We start from the raw sequence: 18,166 nt of genomic DNA on the forward strand, positions 1-18,166 counted from the left end.
GCGCTTCCGGCTGCCGTTGTCGGACCCCTCCGGTAGTTTCCGGGGTATCGGGAACTACCAGGGGGATCAACGGACATGAGCGACCTCGCCACCACCACGGACCTCGATGCGGCGATGGACCGGTACCGGGTCGAGCTCACCGGCTACTGCTACCGGATGCTCGGCTCGTCCTTCGACGCCGAGGACGCGGTGCAGGACACGTACATCCGCGCCTGGCGCAGCCACGAGAAGTTCGAGGGCCGCTCCTCGCTGCGGTCCTGGCTGTACCGGATCGCCACCAACGTCTGCCTGGACCTGCTGAAGGCCGGCACCAAGCGGGCCCGCCCGATGGACCTGACCGCCCCGCAGCACCAGGCCTCCGCCGTGCTGAGCGAGCGGCCCGAGGTGACCTGGCTGGAGCCGGTCCCGGACGGCCGCGTGCTGCCGCAGACCGCCGACCCGGCGGAGATGGCCCTCGCCAAGGAGTCCGTCCGGCTGGCCTTCGTCGCGGCGCTCCAGCACCTGCCGGCGAAGCAGCGGGCGGTGCTGATCCTGCGCGAGGTGCTGGCCTGGAAGGCGGACGAGGTCGCCCAGCTGCTGGACACCACCGTGGCCTCGGTGAACAGCGCCCTCCAGCGGGCGCGGGCCACCCTCGCCGGCAGCCGGATCCGCGAGAGCGAGGCCGCCGATCCGCTGGACGAAGGGCAGGCGAAGCTGCTGGAGCAGTACCTGTCCGCCTTCGAGGCGTACGACATCACCCGGCTCACCACGCTCCTCCACGAGGACGCGGTGCTGTCCATGCCGCCGTTCGACCTGTGGCTCCAGGGCCACGAGGACATCGCGGCCTGGCACCTGAACCAGGGCATCGGGTGCAAGGGCTCGCGCCTGATCCCGACCACCGCGAACGGCATGCCGGCCTTCGGGCAGTACCGGCCGCGCGAGGACGGGCGGCCGGGTCACACTCCGTGGGCGCTCCAGGTCCTGGAGATCTCAGACGGCAGGATCACCGGGCTCAACGCCTTCCTGGACACCGCCCGGTGGTTCCCGCTGTTCGGCCTCCCCGAGGAGCTCGACGAGTCCTACGAGGTGCAGTAGCACGCGCAGGTCAGGCGTGGCCCCGGTGACGGCGAAGCCCCCGCGCCCGCGGGCGGTCACCCGTAGCCGGGCGAGGACCTCGACGGCGGCGAGGCCGGGCACGGTGACGGCGGCCGCGTCGCAGACCACCGCCCGCGCCCCCGCCTCGTAGAGCCCCGTCAGTCGCGAGCACAGGAGGGCCGCGTCCTGGGCCGTCAGGGCAGGTCCGGGCAGCACGAATCGTTCGATCTCCACGAGGGGGTGACTCCCCCGGCGCCCGGAACTCACCGGTGGGGCGACCTTCGTTTACGGGCGGGGATAGCCGAAGGTGTCGAGGGCGAGGTCGAACGGCTCGGGGAGATGGACGGTCTCGCCGAACTTGCCCGCGTGCAGGAGGCGGTACTTGCCGTCGCTGGGCTCGCCGTAAAGGTGGATGGTGGGACTGCCCGTCGCATGCGGGTCGATGAGCAGGTACAGCGGTACGCCCGCCGCAGCGTAGCCGTTCAGCTTGGAGACGCGGTCGTTAACAGCGTTCGACTTGGACGTGATCTCGACGACGAGCTCGGCGGCGGCCGCGGGAACGAAGTTCTCCCCTTCCGGGACCGTCTCCCTCGGCACGACCGCGAGGTCCGGGATGTAGAGACCGCTGCGGCTCGGGACAACTACGTTGAGGGTCTGGTGGACGCCCCAGTCTTCGGGGATGACCGTGTACAGGCGGCGTTGCACCGATTCCGCGATCAAGTTGTGGTTGTTGACGGGTGGTGGTGCCACGGTGACGATCCCCTCGATGATCTCCACCTTGCAGCCCTTCGGCACGTCCATCTCCTCCCAGAGGCGGACGACCGAGTCCCAGTCGTCACCGCGCGGTGGCTGGTGCTCGACTGCGAGTGCGCTCATGGTGTGCTCCTATCGCTTCGTCACCGATCCCAGCATGCCGAACGGGACCGGCAAGGGTCTACCGGTCCCGTTCACCCGAAGGAGAAGCCGCAGGTCAGGCGATGCGGTCCAGCACGATCGGCGTGGCGGAGAAGGCCGTGCCCGCCGGAGCGATGTCGTAACCGCCCTCCAGGGCGGCCAGCGCGTACTCGAACTTCTCCGGGGTGTCCGTGTGCAGGGTCATCAGCGGCTGGCCCGCCGTGACGGTGTCGCCCGGCTTCGCGTGCAGCTCGATGCCCGCGCCCGCCTGCACCGGGTCCTCCTTGCGGGCGCGGCCGGCGCCCAGGCGCCATGCGCCGACGCCGACGCCGTACGCGTCCAGGCGCGTCAGGACGCCCGACGCCGGGGCCGTGACGACGTGCTGCTCGCGGGCCACCGGCAGGGCCGCGTCCGGGTCGCCGCCCTGGGCCGCGATCATCCGGCGCCAGTGGTCCATCGCGGAGCCGTCGGCCAGGGCCTTCGCCGGGTCGGCGTCCTTGATGCCCGCCGCCTCCAGCATCTCCTGGGCCAGCGCGAGGGTCAGCTCGACGACGTCCGCCGGACCGCCGCCCGCCAGGACCTCCACCGACTCGCGGACCTCCAGCGCGTTTCCGGCGGTCAGGCCCAGCGGCGTGGACATGTCCGTCAGGAGCGCGACGGTCTTGACGCCCGAGTCGGTGCCGAGGCCCACCATGGTCCGCGCCAGTTCCCGCGCGTCCTCGATGTTCTTCATGAAGGCGCCGGTGCCGACCTTCACGTCCAGGACGAGCGAACCCGTACCCTCGGCGATCTTCTTGGACATGATCGAGGAGGCGATGAGCGGGATGGCCTCGACCGTGCCGGTGACGTCGCGCAGGGCGTAGAGCTTCTTGTCCGCCGGGGCCAGACCGTCGCCCGCCGCGCAGATGACCGCGCCGGTGGTGTCCAGGACGTGCATCATCTCCTCGTTCGAGAGCAGCGCGCGCCAGCCGGGGATGGACTCCAGCTTGTCGAGGGTGCCGCCCGTGTGGCCGAGCCCGCGGCCCGACAGCTGCGGGACGGCCGCGCCGCACGCGGCGACGAGGGGGGCCAGCGGCAGGGTGATCTTGTCGCCGACGCCGCCCGTGGAGTGCTTGTCGGCGGTCGGCCGGGAGAGCGAGTCGAAGTTCATGCGCTCACCGGAGGCGATCATCGCCGCGGTCCAGCGGGCGATCTCGGTGCGGTTCATGCCGTTCAGCAGGATGGCCATCGCCAGCGCGGACATCTGCTCGTCGGCCACGACACCGCGGGTGTACGCGTCGATGACCCAGTCGATCTGCTCGGGGCTCAGCTCACCGCGGTCCCGCTTGGTCCGGATGACGGAGATGACGTCCATGTGGTGCTTCCTTCTACGCGCATAGAGAGAGGGGTTTGCGGAAGTACGACGGCCCCCCGCCCGGGGGCGGAGGGCCGTCGGCACGGCTATCTCAAGTGGTCGGGCCCGAAGGCCTGGGGCAGCATCTCCGCCAGCGGAAGGATCCCCTTCGGGGTCTCCACCAGCAGTTCCGCTCCGCCGAATTCGAAGAGCAGCTGTCGGCAGCGGCCGCACGGGACGAGGATCTCACCCCGGCCGTCGACGCAGGTGAAGTGCGTCAGCCGGCCCCCGCCCGTCGCCTGGAGGGAGGAGACCAGGCCGCACTCGGCGCACAGCCCGAGCCCGTAGCTCGCGTTCTCCACGTTGCAGCCGACGACCGTCCTGCCGTCGTCGACGAGCGCGGCGACCCCGACGGGGAAGCCCGAGTACGGGGCGTAGGCCCGGGACATGGCGTCCCGGGCGGCCTCGCGCAGGGCCTCCCAGTCGACGGTGGGCGCCGGCGTCACTTGCCCTGGCCCTTGCGGTACGGCAGGCCGTCCGCCTTCGGCATCCGCAGGCGCTGCGCCGACAGGGCGAGCACCAGCAGCGTCGTCAGGTACGGGGCCGCGTCGACGAACTGGCTCGGCACCGAGTCCGTCGCCGCGTACCAGACGAACAGCAGCGCGGCGAAGACCGCCGAGACGCCGGCCTGGACGTACTTCTTCTTGTAGAGCTGCCAGGCGCAGACCAGCACCAGCAGGATCGCGATCAGCAGCAGCATCGCGTGGACGTTCTCGGCGCCACCGCGCAGCTTGAGGCTGTCGATGAAGCCGAACAGGCCCGCGCCCATGGCCATGCCGCCCGGCATCCAGTTACCGAAGATCATCGCGGCGAGACCGATGTAGCCGCGGCCGCCGGTCTGCCCCTCCTGGTAGATGGGGCTGGCGACGATGGACAGGAACACGCCGCCCAGGCCGGCCAGGCCGCCCGAGACGATCACGGCGATGTACTTGTACTTGTAGACGTTGACGCCCAGCGACTCCGCGGCGACCGGGTTCTCACCGCAGGAGCGCAGCCGCAGGCCGAAGGTGGTGCGCCACAGCACCCACCAGGTGGCCGGGATCAGCAGCAGGGCGAGGACCGTCAGCAGCGAGATGTCGGTGACCAGGCCGCCGATGACGCCGGCGAGGTCCGAGACGAAGAACCAGTGCTTGCCCTGGAGGTCGGACATCCAGTCCGACAGCCCCGGCACGGTGATCTTGGTGATCGGCTCGACCTGCGGGGACTGCTTGGAGGAGCCGCCCGGCGCGTCGGCGAACGTGAAGTTCGACAGGTACTGGGTGAAGCCCAGCGCCAGGATGTTGATGGCGACACCGGAGACGATGTGGTTCACGTTGAAGGTGACCGTGATGATCGCGTGCAGCAGGCCGCCGACGGCGCCGCCGAGGATGCCGAGCGCGACACCCGTCCACGGGCCCCACTGGTAGCCGGCCCAGGCACCGAACCAGGTGCCGAGGATCATCATGCCTTCGAGACCGATGTTGACGACACCGGCGCGCTCGGCCCACAGACCGCCGAGGCCGGCGAGGCCGATCGGCACGGCCAGCGAGAGGGCGCCCGAGACCTGGCCGACCGAGGTCAGGTCGTTGGCCCCGCTGATCAGGCGGACCAGGGAGACCAGCGCGAGGCCACCCGCGACGATCAGCATGATCCAGGGCAGGGTGAGCTTCTTGCGGCCGCCGGACTTCTTCGGGGCGGCGGCCGTCGCGGAAACGGTGCTGGTGCTCACGCCGCGACCTCCTTCTCGGTCTTGATGGCGTGGCCTGCGGCCAGTTCCTCGCCGACCTTCTGCTGCTGGCGGCGGATGCCGTAACGGCGGACGAGCTCGTACGAGACGACGACCGCGATCACGATCAGGCCCTTCATGATCGTGCCGATCTCCTTCGCGTACCCCTCCGTGTCGAGCGAGGCCGAGGCCTTGTCGATGAAGGACATCAGGAACGCGGCGAAGAGGATGCCGACCGGGCTGTTGCGGCCGAGCAGCGCGATGGTGATGCCGGTGAAGCCGACACCCACGGGGAAGGACAGGTTGTACGTGTGGGTCTCGCCCAGCAGCTGCGGCATGCCGGACAGGCCGGCGACCGCGCCCGAGATCAGCATCGAGGTGATGATCATCTTCTTGGCGTCCACACCGGAGGCCTGGGCGGCGGACTCGCTGGCGCCGGTGGCGCGCAGGTCGAAGCCGAAGCGGGTGCGGTTGAGCGTGAACCAGTAGACGACGCCGAGGGCGAACGCCACGAAGGTGAAGCCGTAGATCTCCAGGCCGTCACCGATCGACAGGGCCGGGAACCAGCCGGACTCGGCGATCTCGCCGGTGGTCAGGTCGTTGGAGCCCGCCGGCTGGACACCGAGGTTCTTCGGCAGGATCAGCCACGCGATGAGGCTGGTCGCGATGGCGTTGAGCATGATCGTCGAAACGACCTCGCTCACCCCGCGCTTGGCCTTGAGGACACCCGCGATGCCGGACCAGAAGGCACCGGTCAGCATGGCGACGAGCACGATCACGAGCAGGTGCAGCGGGCCGGGCAGCGTGACGGCGGTGCCGACCAGCGCGGAGATCATCGCGGCGAGGCGGTACTGGCCGTCGACACCGATGTTGAAGAGGTTCATCCGGAAGCCGATGGCCACGGCCAGGGCTGCCAGGTAGTAGGTGCCCGCCTGGTTCACGATGAGGACCTGGACGTCCTCGTAACCGGCGTTCTCCACCATGAGGCGCAGCGGCTCGATCGGGTCGATGCCCGTCGCCCCCAGCACGATCATGGTCAGCACGAAGGCGCTGACGAGCGCGAGTACGGGCCCGGCGAAAGCGAGGATCAGCCGGTCCTTGTCGAATTTCTTCATCGGGCCTCGTCCTCCGGCGTTGCGGCACCCGCGTCGGGGCCGGTGGCGGAGTGGTTGTCGGTTGCTTCCAGGTGCCCGGAGGCGGCGCCCGTCATGGCGGTGCCGAGTTCCTCGGGGGTGACGGTCGCCGGGTCGGCGTCCGCGACCAGCCGGCCGCGGTAGATCACGCGCAGCGTGTCGGACAGACCGATCAGCTCGTCCAGGTCCGCGGAGATCAGCAGGACCGCCAGTCCCTCGCGGCGGGCCTCGCGGATCGCGTCCCAGATCTGCGCCTGCGCGCCGACGTCCACACCGCGGGTGGGGTGGGCGGCGATCAGGAACTTCGGGTTGTGGCTCATCTCGCGGCCGACGATCAGCTTCTGCTGGTTGCCGCCGGAGAGCGAGGCCGCGGTGACCTCGATGCCGGGCGTGCGGACGTCGTACTCGCGCACGATCCGCTCGGTGTCCTTGCGGGCCGCCTTCGGGTCGAGGATGCCGCGCTTGGAGTTGGGCGCCTCGGTGACGTGGCCGAGGATGCGGTTCTCCCAGAGGGAGGACTCCAGCAGCAGGCCGTGGCGGTGGCGGTCCTCGGGGATGTAGCCGATCCCGGCCACGCGGCGCGTGCGCGTCGGGGCGGTGGAGATGTCGGCGCCGTCCAGCGTGATCGTTCCGCCGTCGGGGATGCTCATGCCCATCAGGGCCTCGATGAGCTCCGTCTGGCCGTTGCCCTCGACGCCGGCGATGCCGAGGACCTCACCCTTGTGGATGGTGAAGTCGATGCCGGCCAGCACCTCGCGGACGACGCCGTCCGGGTCGGTCGCGGCCAGCCGCAGGCCGTCGACCCGCAGCATCGGGGTGGTGGTCACCGTGGACTCGCGGGTCTCCGGCGACGGCAGCTCGGAACCGACCATCAGCTCGGCCAGCTGCTTGGTGGTGGCGGTCTTCGGGTCCGCGGTGCCGACCGTGGTGCCGCGCCGGATGACGGTGATGTCGTCGGCGACCTTCAGGACCTCGCCCAGCTTGTGCGAGATGAAGATGACGGTCAGGCCCTCGGCCTTGAGCTCGCGCAGGTTGTCGAAGAGCGCGTCCACCTCCTGCGGCACGAGCACGGCGGTCGGCTCGTCGAGGATGAGGATCTTGGCCCCGCGGTAGAGGACCTTGAGGATCTCCACGCGCTGGCGGTCGGCGACACCGAGGTCCTCGACCAGGGCGTCGGGACGCACGCCGAGGCCGTACGAGTCCGAGATCTCCTTGATCTTCTTACGGGCCTTGGCACCGATGCCGTACAGCTTCTCGCCGCCGAGGACCACGTTCTCCAGGACGGTGAGGTTGTCGGCGAGCATGAAGTGCTGGTGCACCATGCCGATGCCGCGGGCGATGGCGTCGCCGGGGCTGCTGAAGGAGACCTGCTCCCCGTCGATGGCGATGGTGCCCTCGTCCGGCTTCTGCATGCCGTAGAGGATCTTCATCAGGGTCGACTTGCCGGCGCCGTTCTCGCCGATCAAGGCATGGACCGTGCCCTTGCGGACGGTGATCGCGATGTCCTTGTTGGCGACGACGCCGGGGAAGCGCTTGGTGATGCCGTGCAGTTCTACGGCGGGGGGCGGGCTGGACGCGTTGATGACGCACTCTCCTTGGCGCGGAAGGAGCGGAGGCAGGGGGGACAGGGCGGGGAGTGAAAGTATCGCGTCCACGATGCTTCTACGCGCGTAGCACTGTCGGAAGTGAAATCTTGAGGCCAACAGACCTCAAGGTCACTCATACACGGCTCGGGGCCCGGGAGCGAATGAGACCGCTGCCCGGACCCCGGAGACCACGACTACATGTCAGGAACGGCCTTACGGGGCGGTCTTGACGGTGATCTTCTTGGCGATGATGTCGGCCTTGGCCTTCTCCACCGCGGCGACGACGTCGGTCATCTCCTTGTACTTCGGGTTGGAGTCGGCCAGGCCGACGCCGTCCTTGTCCAGGCCGTAGCGGATCTCACCGGTGGCCGGCTTGCCGTCCTGAACCGACTTGATCAGGTCGAAGACGGAGTCCGAGACGTCCTTGGTGACCGAGGTCAGGATGGCGTCCTTGTACTTCGCCAGGCCGGCCTGGTTGTACTGGTCGGAGTCGACACCGATGGCCCACTTGCCCTTGGCGGCGGCGGCCTCGATGGCACCCGAGCCGGCGAGACCGGCGGCGGCGTAGACCACGTCGGCGCCACCCGCGTCGAGCTGGCCCTGCGCGGCGGCCTTGCCGAGGTCGGGCTTGGAGAAACCGTCGAAGTTCGGCGGCTGCGTCAGGTAGGCGGACAGCACCTTGGCGTTCGGGTTGGTGTCCTTGACGCCCTGGGTGAAGCCGGCCTCGAACTTCTTGATCAGCGGAACCTCGACACCGCCGATGAAGCCGACCGTGCCGGTCTTGGACACCTTGGCGGCGGCGACGCCGGCCAGGTAGGAGCCCTGCTCCTCGTTGAAGACGAGGTTGGCGATGTTCGCGCCGGTCACCGAGGTGTCGTCGATGATGCCGAACGTGGTGTTCGGGAACTTCGGCGCGACCTTCTTGATGGCCGGGGCGTAGGAGAAGCCGACGCCGATGACCGGGTTGTTGCCCTTGCGGGCAAGCTCCGTGAGGCGCTGGACCTTGTCGGCCTCGCCCTCACCGTCGGTGGGCTCCGCCTCGGCGCCCTTGATCTTCAGATCGGTTTCGGCCTTCTTCAGGCCCGCGTAGGCGGCGTCGTTGAACGACTGGTCGCCGCGGCCACCGATGTCGTACGCGATGGCGGCGCTGGCAGCGGCCTTGGTGCCGTCGGTGGACGGGGTGTCCGAGGACTTCTTACCGCCACAGGCGGTGGCCGAGAGGGCCAGCGCCGCGGACGCGATGCCCACGGTGGCGATCCTGGTGATCCGGCGCAAGGGGAGGCTCCTTCAAAACCTGACCGAAGCGCCACGACCGGCGCTGGTTTCGCCGCGATCGTAACGCGCGTAGATGTCAGTTAAAGGCCCGTTCATGAGTCGTTATCGGATCGTCGTGAACCAGACAGTGACCGATTGGTAACTCCTCACGCGCCCAGCCCTTGTGTACCAAGGGCTGGACACGTTTGCCAGGAGACCCGCACGTGTTGTAAGGAGTTTGCCCCGGCCTTTACCCGGCGGGCCCGGCGTGCCGCCCGTCGAGCAGCGCGGCGGCCGTGAAGAACTCCACGCCGACGCCGATCGCGGACTCGTCCACGTCGAAGTCGCCGCGGTGCAGGTCGTGCTTGGCGGTGTCGCCGGGCGCGCGGACGCCCAGGCGGGCCATGGCGCCCGGGACGTGCTCCAGGTACCAGGAGAAGTCCTCCCCGCCCAGGCTCTGCTCGGTGTCCTCGACCGAGCCGGCGCCGCAGCGGGCCGTCATCGCCTCGCGCAGCAGCTCGGTGCTCACCGGGTCGTTGACCACCGGCGGCACCCCCCGCACGTGGTTGATCTCGAACTTGGCCCCGTGCATGGTCGCGATCTCGTCGATCGCCGCGTGGATCATGTCGGGTGCCTCGTGCCAGGCGGCGAGGTCCAGGCACCGTACGGTTCCGGACAGCTCGGCGTGCATCGGGATGACGTTGCAGGCGTGCCCGGCCTCGATCCGGCCCCAGGTGACGGACATGCCCGAGCGGGCGTCCATCCGGCGGGCCAGCAGGGCCGGGGCGTCGATGGCCACCCGGGCGGCGGCCGTCACCAGGTCGGTGGTCAGGTGCGGCCGGGCGGTGTGCCCTCCGGAGCCGGAGAGGGTGACCTCCAGCCGGTCGCAGGCCGAGGTGATGGGACCGGGCCGCAGCCCGATCCGGCCGGCGTCGACCCGGGGGTCGCAGTGCACGGCGAGGATCCTGCCCACGCCGTCCAGGACCCCGGACTCGATGGCGTCGGTGGCCCCGCCGGGGAGGACCTCCTCGGCGGGCTGGAACAGCAGCCGTACGGGGCGGGGCAGCAGCCCCTGGCGGTCGAGTTCGGCGAGCACGAGGCCCGCGCCGAGGACGACGGTGGTGTGCACGTCGTGGCCGCAGGCGTGGGCGCGGTCCGGGAAGGTCGAGCGGTACGAGACGTGCGTCTTGGTGTCCGGGATGGGCAGGGCGTCGATGTCCGCGCGCAGAGCCAGCATGGGGCGCAGCCCATCCCAGGTCCCGACGTCACAGATCAGGCCCGTGCCGGACTTCAGCACCCGTGGTCGCAGGCCGGCTTTCTCCAGCCGGGCTTTGATCGCCGCCGTGGTGCGGAATTCCTGGTGTCCGAGCTCCGGGTGCATGTGCAAGTCCCGGCGGAAGGCGATCAGTTCGGTACGCAGGTGGTCCGGAAGTGTGCCGGGCAGCTCGGGCCGCTCGGACGCGGCGGGCTGGGCGGTCTGGGACTCGCGGGACATCAACTGGTTCACCCGTTTAAGGGTAGGCGTACGAATGGGTCAACTGGCCAGGGATCACGAAAAGTTCATGCCGTTAGGGGAAAGAAACCCGGCCTCTGGAGGCATGACCGGAAGCGCGCGGGGGTAAACTCGCGCGCTCATCCGGCCGTGGCAGCCGCCTGGCCAGGGAGTCTGCGCACCTCACGGGCGGTGTCGCCGCCCGGCGAAGGGATCAGCCGGCCGCGAGCTTGGCCGCGAAGCCGAGGAACAGCACGCCCGCCGCCGACGTCGCACCGGCCGACAGCCGCTTGCGGCGGCGGAACGCGGCGGAGAGGCGGGTGCCGCCGAATATCAGCAGCGTCAGGTACAGGAAGCTGCCGGTCTGCAGCAGGCCGCCCAGGACCAGGAACGACAGCGCGGGGTAGGCGTAGGACGGATCCACGAACTGCACGAAGAAGGACATCAGGAAGAGGATGGCCTTCGGGTTGAGGAGGCTGATCAGCAGCGCGCGCCGGTAGGGCCGCTCGCCCTCGCCGTCGCCCTCGCCCGGACCGGCGGGCACGACGGCCGGCTCCTCCTCGCGCTCCCGGCGGGTGCGCCACAGCGCCCGGGCGCCCCGCATCATGCCCACCGCCAGCCACGCCAGGTACCCGGCGCCGAGCACCTTCACCACGGTGAACACCAGGGGGCTCGCCTGGAGCAGCGCCCCGGCGCCCACGGCGGTCAGCAGCATCAGGACGGCGTCGCCGGTGAACACCCCGGCGGCGGCCTTGTACCCGGTGCGGACCCCGCGGCGGGCCGCGACGGACAGCACGTAGAGCGAGTTCGGCCCCGGAAGCAGAATGATCAGTACCAGGCCGGCGAGATAAGTCGGAAGATCTGTCACACCCAGCATGCGCAGGAGTGTCCCATAAGGACGCACCTGTCGCGCCAGTCCTTTCCCCCGTGCGGATTCCCTCTGCCGATGAGCGGGGTCACCAGGCGGATTCAACCGGTTCGTACGCCCCCCAGACCTCCCGCAGCGCCCCGCACACCTCCCCCACCGTCGCCCGCGCCCGCAGCGCGTCCTTCATCGGGTAGAGCACGTTCCCGGTCCCCGCCGCCGCGTCCCGCAGGGCCGCGAGGGCCGCCGCCACCGCCGCCCCGTCCCGCTCTGCCCGCAGCCGCGCCAGCCCCGCGCGCTGCCGCGCCTCGATCTCCGGGTCCACGCGCAGCGGCTCGTACGGTTCCTCCCGCTCCAGCGCGAAGCGGTTGACCCCGACCACCACGCGCTCGCCGCTCTCGGTCTCCTGCGCGATGCGGTAGGCGTTCCGCTCGATCTCGCCCTTCTGGAAACCGTTCTCGATCGCGGCCACCGCCCCGCCCTGGTCCTCGACCCGCCGCATCAGCCCGAGGACGGCCTCCTCCATCTCGTCCGTCATCCGCTCCACCGCGTACGACCCGGCGAAGGGGTCCACGGTGTGCGGCACGTCCGTCTCGTACGCGAGGACCTGCTGGGTGCGCAGCGCGAGCCGGGCGGACTTCTCCGTGGGCAGCGCGATCGCCTCGTCGAAGGAGTTGGTGTGCAGCGACTGGGTGCCGCCCAGCACGGCGGCCAGTGCCTGCACGCCCACCCGTACGAGATTGAGCTCGGGCTGCTGCGCGGTCAGCTGGACCCCGGCCGTCTGGGTGTGGAAGCGCAGCATCAGCGATTTCGGATCGCGCGCCCCGAACTCCTCCCGCATGACGCGGGCCCAGATCCGCCGGGCCGCACGGAACTTCGCGACCTCCTCCAGCAAGGTGGTGCGGGCGACGAAGAAGAAGGAGAGCCGGGGCGCGAACTCGTCGACGGCCATCCCGGCCGCCAGCGCCGTACGGACGTAGGCGATCCCGTCGGCGAGGGTGAAGGCCACCTCCTGCGCGGGCGAGGCCCCCGCTTCGGCCATGTGGTAGCCGGAGATGGAGATGGTGTTCCACTTGGGGATCTCGGTGCGGCAGTAGCGGAAGGTGTCGGCCGTCAGCCGGAGCGAGGGCCCGGGCGGGAAGATGTACGTCCCGCGCGCGATGTACTCCTTCAGCACGTCGTTCTGCACGGTCCCCGTCAGCTGCGCGCCCGAGATGCCCTGTTCCTCCGCGACGAGTTGGTAGAGCAGCAGGAGCAGCGCGGCGGGCGCGTTGATGGTCATGGAGGTGGAGACCCGGTCCAGGGGGATCCCGTCGAACAGCGTCCGCATGTCGTCGAGCGAGTCGACGGCGACACCGACCTTGCCGACCTCGCCGTGCGCGAGCGGGGCGTCGGAGTCGTGTCCCATCTGGGTGGGCAGGTCGAAGGCGACCGACAGCCCGGTGCCGCCGCCCGCGATGAGCTGGCGGTAGCGCGCGTTGGACTCGGCGGCCGTGCCGAACCCGGCGTACTGCCGCATCGTCCAGGGACGGCCGGTGTACATCGTGGGATAAATCCCCCGGGTGTAGGGGAAGTCGCCCGGTTCGCCCAGTTGGACGGCCGGGTCCCACCCCGTCAGGTCGCCCGACTCGTAGACGGGTTCGATCGGGATACCGCTCTCGGTACGTGCCATGTGACGAAACCCTCCGTAGAACGATCGGGCCCGGGACTGATACAACCGTCCCCGCACATCGCTTCGTAAGGCTGCGGACGGCTGCCGGTCACAATGGCGCAACATCCCGGGGCCCAGTGCAACTCTCCACGCGCGCGAGGCATCACCTAGATACACGACGTAGAAACCGGGGGACTGCAATGCAGCGCCAAAGAGTCATAATCCGCACGATCGGGGTGGCCACCGCCGTCGCGCTCGCCGCGACCGCCTGCGGGCCGCAGAAGGCTGAGTCCACGGGCTCCGCTTCCTCGGCTTCGTCATCGCCCGTGGCGGGTGCCTCCCCCGAAGCCTCCCCTTCCGACGACAAGCCCGGCGACGCCTCGCCGTCGGCGTCGCCCTCCGCTTCGGCCTCCCCGTCGGCCTCCCCTTCGCCCACGGTGAAGGCGATCATGGCCAACGGCGACGAGAGCGAGCAGGTGCGCGAGCTCCAGGCCCGGCTGAAGCAGCTCAAGCTGATGACGGTCGCGCCGACCGGCTTCTACGGCTCGAAGACGACGGCCGCGGTCAAGACCTTCCAGTCGAAGCACAGCCTGACCGCGAGCGGTGCGGTCGACGAGGCCAGCTGGAAGAAGATCCAGAGCCTTTCCAAGAAGCCCACCGCCGACGAGCTGCGCCCGCCGACCGTCAACGAGGTCGACGCTCCGGATCCGCGCTGCATGACGGGCCGGGTGATGTGCATCAGCAAGGAGAGCCGCACCCTCGCCTGGATGATCGACGGCAAGGTCGTCTCCACGATGGACGTCCGCTTCGGTTCGGAGAACACGCCGACCCGCGAGGGCGAGTTCAAGGTGGACCGCAAGGAGAAGGACTGGGTGTCGACGCTCTACCACACGCCGATGCCGTACGCGATGTTCTTCAGCGGGGGCCAGGCGGTGCACTACTCGGCCGACTTCGCGGCCCGTGGCTACGCCGGCGCCTCGCACGGCTGCGTGAACGTCCGGGACAAGGGCAAGCTCTCGACGCTCTTCGGCCAGGTACAGGTCGGCGACAAGGTCGTCGTCTACTGGTGAGGTGGCGGGCCGCGGACCGGGGGACCGCTCTGCGGTCCCCCCAGGTCGGTACCTGAGCGGTACCTGGGCTACGTGGTCGATAAGTAAAGGGCGCGGGCAGGGCCGGGGGAACGTGCCCCGCCCGCGCCGGTTGCGCAGAGCCCAGGGGTACGGGGGGAACCCCGGCTCATGCGCGGCCGATGACCAGTCGGCTCGATATGTACTGCGCCACCGCTTCGAAAAGTGTTACAGGCAGGTCATCGCATGTTCAGCGGCTGGTGAGCAGTCCCGTCGAACCCTGCGGAACGGCGGGCGTCAGGCGGCTCGGAGCCCTGAGCCTGCCGTCCTGCTGCGGGGCGTCGCCCCGCTTGGCGCCGGAGTCGCCGTCCAGCACCGTCTCGCAGTACTTCGGGATCCGCGCGATGCCGTCGGCCAGGCGCGAGAGCCGCTCACGGCGGTCGTCGTTGATGACGCCCGACCGGAAGTCCTTGCAGAGGTCCACCGTGAGGCGGTTCTGCGCCTCGCGGTCCTTGGCGAGGTCCCCGGTGAAGGTGTCCTGGGTCCCGCCTGCGCCGCCGGCGCCGCTCTGGCCGTCCCGGGCGTCCTTGCCCGAGCCGCCGCCGGTCGCCGCGGTGCCCGAGGAGGTCCCGGCGTTCCCGCTCCCCTGTGTCGTACGGCCGTCCGCGCCCGGCGGCTGCGTCGCGCCCGGCGTGGCCGTCGCGTGGGAGCCGTCCGGCAGCGGGGTGGACCGCAGCTTCGGTCCGGGGGTCGGGGCGCCGGTGCCGGTGCCCGGGGCCGGGTTCTCCTCGGCGCTGACGGACAGGGCCGGTCCGGGTCCCGCGCTGTCGTGCCGGGACCGTTCCAGCAGCCCGGCGCCCGCCGCGGCGGCCAGTCCGCCGACGGCGACGCTCGCCAGGGCCGCCGCCAGGCCGAAGCTGACGGTGCGGCGGCGCCGGTGCCCGAGTGCCCGGACGGATGCGGCTGCGGGGGCGTGCGCGTGCGCGTCCGCAGGAACGATGCGGCCGAGATCGATCAGGGGTTCCCCGGATACGGCCGCCGGGGTGCCCGCCGGGGTGCCCATCGTGGCGCGTGCCGCGCGGAAGGCGGCCAGCGCCGCGGCCTCGCCGGGCAGTTCCGCGCCGGCGGACGCCAGATCGGCCGAGGGGGCCAGGGCGTCGAGGGCGGCGCGCAGCCGTGCGGCCTCGATGCGGGCCCGCCGGTCGGCGGCCTGACCCACAGGTTCCACCGGCTCTCCGCGCAGCAGTCTGTCCGCCGCGGCTTCGTCCAGCCACCCGTTGAGCTCGTCGGCCATCACATGTCCTTCTGCGTCCGCCAACGTGAATGCGTCACACCGGTTTGTTCCACGAAGCCCCTGCCCCGGCCGCGCTGAGCGGGTACGGCGTCGAGATCCCTCCCGTCCCCGCCGTCCCACGGCTGGCCATCGGCATTATGACCGACCGGCGCGCCGGGATCCGCGCCGGTGTCCGAGGTCGGCTCGAACCCGCCCTCCAGACCCTGCGCGGCGAGCAGCTCGGCCAGCTTCTTCAGGCCACGGTGGGCGGCGGTCCGTACGGCGCCCGGCCGCTTCCCGAGGGTCTCCGCCGCGCTCTTGGCGTCCAGCCCGACCACGACCCGCAGGACGACGGCCTCGGCCTGGTCCTGCGGCAGCTTCGCGATGAGGGCCATGGTCCGTCCGGTGGAGAGGGCCTCCATGGCCGCGCCCGCGGTGTCGCAGTCGGCGGCCCAGGCGGTGAGCTCGGTGTCGTCGCCGCCGATGGCGGGGCGGCGGCCGCGCATGCGGATGTGGTCGAGGGCCCGGTTGCGGGCGATGCGGGCGGCCCAGCCGCGGAAGCGGTCGGCGTCGCCGGTGAAGGAGTCGAGGTCGCGGGCGATCTGCAGCCAGGCCTCGGAGGTCACGTCCTCCGCGTCGCCGTCTCCGACGAGCGTGCGTACGTAACCGAGCAGGCGTGGGTGCACGGCGCGGTACACGGCACGGAACCCGTTCTCGTCGCCGCCCTGCGCCGCGAGCACCGCGGCGGTCAGTTCCGCGTCGTCCCCCAGCAAAGTCCCCAACCCGTTCACTGTCCTGTACGTGTGGCGCAAATCAGCACGTTACGGCTTTCCGGCACCCCGCGTCCACGACTAGTACAACGAGCAACCATCCCTGTGCGGAGCGGGGTGTGACACAAAACGCACTCGGGGCGCTGAGAGGGATACGGGCTTGTCGCACGAGCCCGTGACGGACGGCGACCGGGGCCTCTCCTGTGGGGGGTGGCGGCCTCGGTCGCCCTCCCCTTCCCCGGGTCGCGCGGTCCGCGCCAGAGTACGTGTCCGTCCGTGGCGTTCAACATCATCCTTTCGGCCTCACTTCCGAGTGAATTCACCGCACGGATACGGCACAGCCCGCCCGGCGTCGATAGCGTGGCGGTACACCCGCGCCGCGCCCCGAGGAGCCCCCTGCTGTCCAGCCCCCTTCCGGCACAGGCCCGCGGCAGCTCCGACTGCTCCCCCGGCTCCGGACTGGCGCGGTTCAACGCCCTGTCCCCCGAAGTCGCCCAGGCCGTCCTGCTGCAGTGCTGCGGAAGCCGGCGCTGGGCGCACCGGCTGGCCACGCACCGCCCCTACCCCGATTGCGCCGCTCTGCTCGCCGCCGCGGACGAGGCCTCGTACGACCTCTCGCAGGCGGACCTGACGGAGGCGCTGGCCGCCGAGTCCTCGGCGGAACTGGGACACGGGGCCCCGTACGCGGCCCTGCTCGCGCTCGACGCGGCCCACGCGGAGTACGAGCGCAAGTTCGGCCACGCCTTCGTGATCAGCCTCGACGAGCACCCGCCGGAGGAGCAGGCGGACCAGCTGCTGGCGGCGATCCGCCGGCGGATGGGGCACGAGGTGGACGAGGAGCGCTCGATCTCCGCCGACGAGCTGCGCCGCGTCGCGCGGGCCCGGCTGGCCGACATGACACGCTGGCTGATCTCCGCGGAGGGGGCGTCCGCTTCCGAATTCAGGCTATTCGCCCCTGTGGGATAGTCCGTCCGTGGCTGTTTGATCACACCGATGACCCCCGGGCGAAGGAACCGACAAAGCGTCGCTACGATGTCCGGGGCCGGAGGACCGTACCCGGCCGGGCCCGACCGACAAAGAAGCCGGCTGGCCCCCGCCCCGCTTCCGGAGGGTTTTCCGTGCCGGCTGGAACGTTGTACCGCGGCCGGGAAGGAATGTGGTCCTGGGTGGCTCATCGAGTCACCGGCGTCCTCATCTTCTTCTTCCTGTTCGTACACGTCCTCGACACCGCTCTCGTTCGCGTCTCCCCCGAGGCGTACGACGATGTCGTGGCTACCTACAAGACTCCGATCGTCGCGCTGCTGGAGTACGGCCTCGTCGCCGCAATCCTGTTCCACGCGCTCAACGGTCTCCGTGTCATCGCCGTGGACTTCTGGTCCAAGGGCCCCCGCTACCAGAAGCAGATGCTCTGGAGCGTCGTGGGCGTCTGGATCGTGCTGATGGCCGGGGCCGTTTACCCCGTCCTGAACCACGCCTACCTTGAACTGTTCGGGAAGTGACACGCATGTCCTCTGACACTTCTTCCGTCGACATGACCAAGGCCGTCGGTGACGGCGGCTCCGTGACGGGCGTCTCCCTCTACGACGTCGACAACCCGGCGCCGTACATCGAGGCCCCGCGCAAGCGCACGGGCAAGACCCCGCGCTCGACCCGCGGCAACTTCGAGATGGTCGCGTGGCTCTTCATGCGCCTCTCGGGCATCGTGCTCGTCGTCCTGGTCATCGGCCACCTGCTGATCCAGCTGGTGCTCGACGGCGGCGTCTCCAAGATCGGCTTCGCCTTCGTGGCCGGCCGCTGGGCGTCCCCGTTCTGGCAGGTCTGGGACCTGCTGATGCTGTGGCTGGCCATGCTGCACGGGGCCAACGGTCTGCGTACCGTCATCAACGACTACGCGGAGCGCGCCAACACGCGGCTGTGGCTGAAGGGCCTGCTCTACACCGCCACGGTGTTCACCATCCTTCTGGGCACGCTGGTGATCTTCACCTTCGACCCGAACATCCGCTAGGCAC

General features: G+C 70.3%; 18 protein-coding genes. 5 read left to right on the forward strand and 13 right to left on the reverse strand.

Annotation, left to right across the window (positions count from 1 at the left end):
* Positions 1-75: 75 nt before the first annotated feature.
* Entirely contained in the window at positions 76-1,074 is a 999-nt protein-coding gene (locus AC07DU_RS04670; protein WP_479026526.1) for a sigma-70 family RNA polymerase sigma factor, read from the forward strand.
* Here AC07DU_RS04670 and AC07DU_RS04675 read toward each other — a convergent pair.
* From AC07DU_RS04675 to AC07DU_RS04725, 11 genes are all read right to left on the reverse strand, one after another.
* Entirely contained in the window at positions 970-1,308 is a 339-nt protein-coding gene (locus AC07DU_RS04675; protein WP_479026523.1) for an STAS domain-containing protein, read from the reverse strand. The two genes, AC07DU_RS04670 and AC07DU_RS04675, sit on opposite strands and share 105 nt — an antisense overlap.
* A gap of 51 nt (positions 1,309-1,359) precedes the next feature.
* Positions 1,360-1,950 carry a Uma2 family endonuclease gene (locus AC07DU_RS04680; protein ID WP_479026520.1) on the reverse strand — a complete coding sequence of 197 codons (591 nt, stop codon included), beginning with the start codon at positions 1,948-1,950 and terminating at the stop codon, positions 1,360-1,362.
* Positions 1,951-2,044: 94 nt separating this feature from the next.
* Positions 2,045-3,322 carry a thymidine phosphorylase gene (locus tag AC07DU_RS04685; RefSeq protein WP_479109601.1) on the reverse strand — a complete coding sequence of 426 codons (1,278 nt, stop codon included), beginning with the start codon at positions 3,320-3,322 and terminating at the stop codon, positions 2,045-2,047.
* Positions 3,323-3,408: 86 nt separating this feature from the next.
* Positions 3,409-3,807 carry a cytidine deaminase gene (locus AC07DU_RS04690; RefSeq protein WP_360897372.1) on the reverse strand — a complete coding sequence of 133 codons (399 nt, stop codon included), beginning with the start codon at positions 3,805-3,807 and terminating at the stop codon, positions 3,409-3,411.
* On the reverse strand, positions 3,804-5,069 hold the full coding sequence (locus AC07DU_RS04695) for an ABC transporter permease (protein WP_360897370.1): 1,266 nt from the start codon (positions 5,067-5,069) through the stop codon (positions 3,804-3,806). The genes AC07DU_RS04690 and AC07DU_RS04695 overlap by 4 nt, the downstream gene beginning before the upstream one ends.
* Positions 5,066-6,181: an ABC transporter permease gene (locus AC07DU_RS04700; protein WP_366868335.1), complete on the reverse strand. Its 1,116-nt coding sequence runs from the start codon at positions 6,179-6,181 to the stop codon at positions 5,066-5,068. Before AC07DU_RS04700 ends, AC07DU_RS04695 begins: the two co-directional genes overlap by 4 nt.
* Complete coding sequence (locus tag AC07DU_RS04705) at positions 6,178-7,782, reverse strand: ABC transporter ATP-binding protein (protein ID WP_360897451.1); 1,605 nt, start codon at positions 7,780-7,782, stop codon at positions 6,178-6,180. Before AC07DU_RS04705 ends, AC07DU_RS04700 begins: the two co-directional genes overlap by 4 nt.
* A gap of 216 nt (positions 7,783-7,998) precedes the next feature.
* Entirely contained in the window at positions 7,999-9,060 is a 1,062-nt protein-coding gene (locus AC07DU_RS04710; protein ID WP_360897366.1) for a BMP family lipoprotein, read from the reverse strand.
* A gap of 229 nt (positions 9,061-9,289) precedes the next feature.
* Complete coding sequence (locus tag AC07DU_RS04715; protein ID WP_479027128.1) at positions 9,290-10,534, reverse strand: amidohydrolase; 1,245 nt, start codon at positions 10,532-10,534, stop codon at positions 9,290-9,292.
* A 211-nt stretch (positions 10,535-10,745) separates the two neighbouring features.
* The gene (leuE, locus tag AC07DU_RS04720; RefSeq protein WP_479026513.1) at positions 10,746-11,408 is read right to left on the reverse strand and encodes a leucine efflux protein LeuE; all 663 of its coding nucleotides are present in this window, start codon (positions 11,406-11,408) and stop codon (positions 10,746-10,748) included.
* A gap of 79 nt (positions 11,409-11,487) precedes the next feature.
* Positions 11,488-13,068: an acyl-CoA mutase large subunit family protein gene (locus tag AC07DU_RS04725; RefSeq protein WP_479109604.1), complete on the reverse strand. Its 1,581-nt coding sequence runs from the start codon at positions 13,066-13,068 to the stop codon at positions 11,488-11,490.
* 179 nt (positions 13,069-13,247) lie between these two features.
* On the opposite strand from AC07DU_RS04725, the gene AC07DU_RS04730 reads away from it, so the two are divergent.
* The gene (locus tag AC07DU_RS04730) at positions 13,248-14,117 is read left to right on the forward strand and encodes a L,D-transpeptidase family protein (RefSeq protein ID WP_479109606.1); all 870 of its coding nucleotides are present in this window, start codon (positions 13,248-13,250) and stop codon (positions 14,115-14,117) included.
* 247 nt (positions 14,118-14,364) lie between these two features.
* Here the strand turns inward: AC07DU_RS04730 and AC07DU_RS04735 are convergent, their stop codons facing one another.
* Entirely contained in the window at positions 14,365-15,408 is a 1,044-nt protein-coding gene (locus AC07DU_RS04735; protein ID WP_479109608.1) for a hypothetical protein, read from the reverse strand.
* Positions 15,408-16,160 carry an RNA polymerase sigma factor gene (locus AC07DU_RS04740; RefSeq protein ID WP_479109899.1) on the reverse strand — a complete coding sequence of 251 codons (753 nt, stop codon included), beginning with the start codon at positions 16,158-16,160 and terminating at the stop codon, positions 15,408-15,410. The genes AC07DU_RS04735 and AC07DU_RS04740 overlap by 1 nt, the downstream gene beginning before the upstream one ends.
* 357 nt (positions 16,161-16,517) lie before the next feature.
* On the opposite strand from AC07DU_RS04740, the gene AC07DU_RS04745 reads away from it, so the two are divergent.
* The 3 genes from AC07DU_RS04745 (at position 16,518) to AC07DU_RS04755 (ending at position 18,162) form a co-directional block, all read left to right on the forward strand.
* Entirely contained in the window at positions 16,518-17,123 is a 606-nt protein-coding gene (locus tag AC07DU_RS04745; RefSeq protein ID WP_479109610.1) for a 2-oxo-4-hydroxy-4-carboxy-5-ureidoimidazoline decarboxylase, read from the forward strand.
* Between the two features lie 152 nt (positions 17,124-17,275).
* Positions 17,276-17,656, forward strand: a complete 381-nt coding sequence (gene sdhC / locus AC07DU_RS04750; protein ID WP_360897357.1) for a succinate dehydrogenase, cytochrome b556 subunit — start codon at positions 17,276-17,278, stop codon at positions 17,654-17,656.
* 5 nt (positions 17,657-17,661) lie between these two features.
* On the forward strand, positions 17,662-18,162 hold the full coding sequence (locus tag AC07DU_RS04755; RefSeq protein WP_360897355.1) for a succinate dehydrogenase hydrophobic membrane anchor subunit: 501 nt from the start codon (positions 17,662-17,664) through the stop codon (positions 18,160-18,162).
* Positions 18,163-18,166 lie beyond the last annotated feature (4 nt).

The organism is Streptomyces sp. NPDC045695 (genome assembly GCF_056432025.1).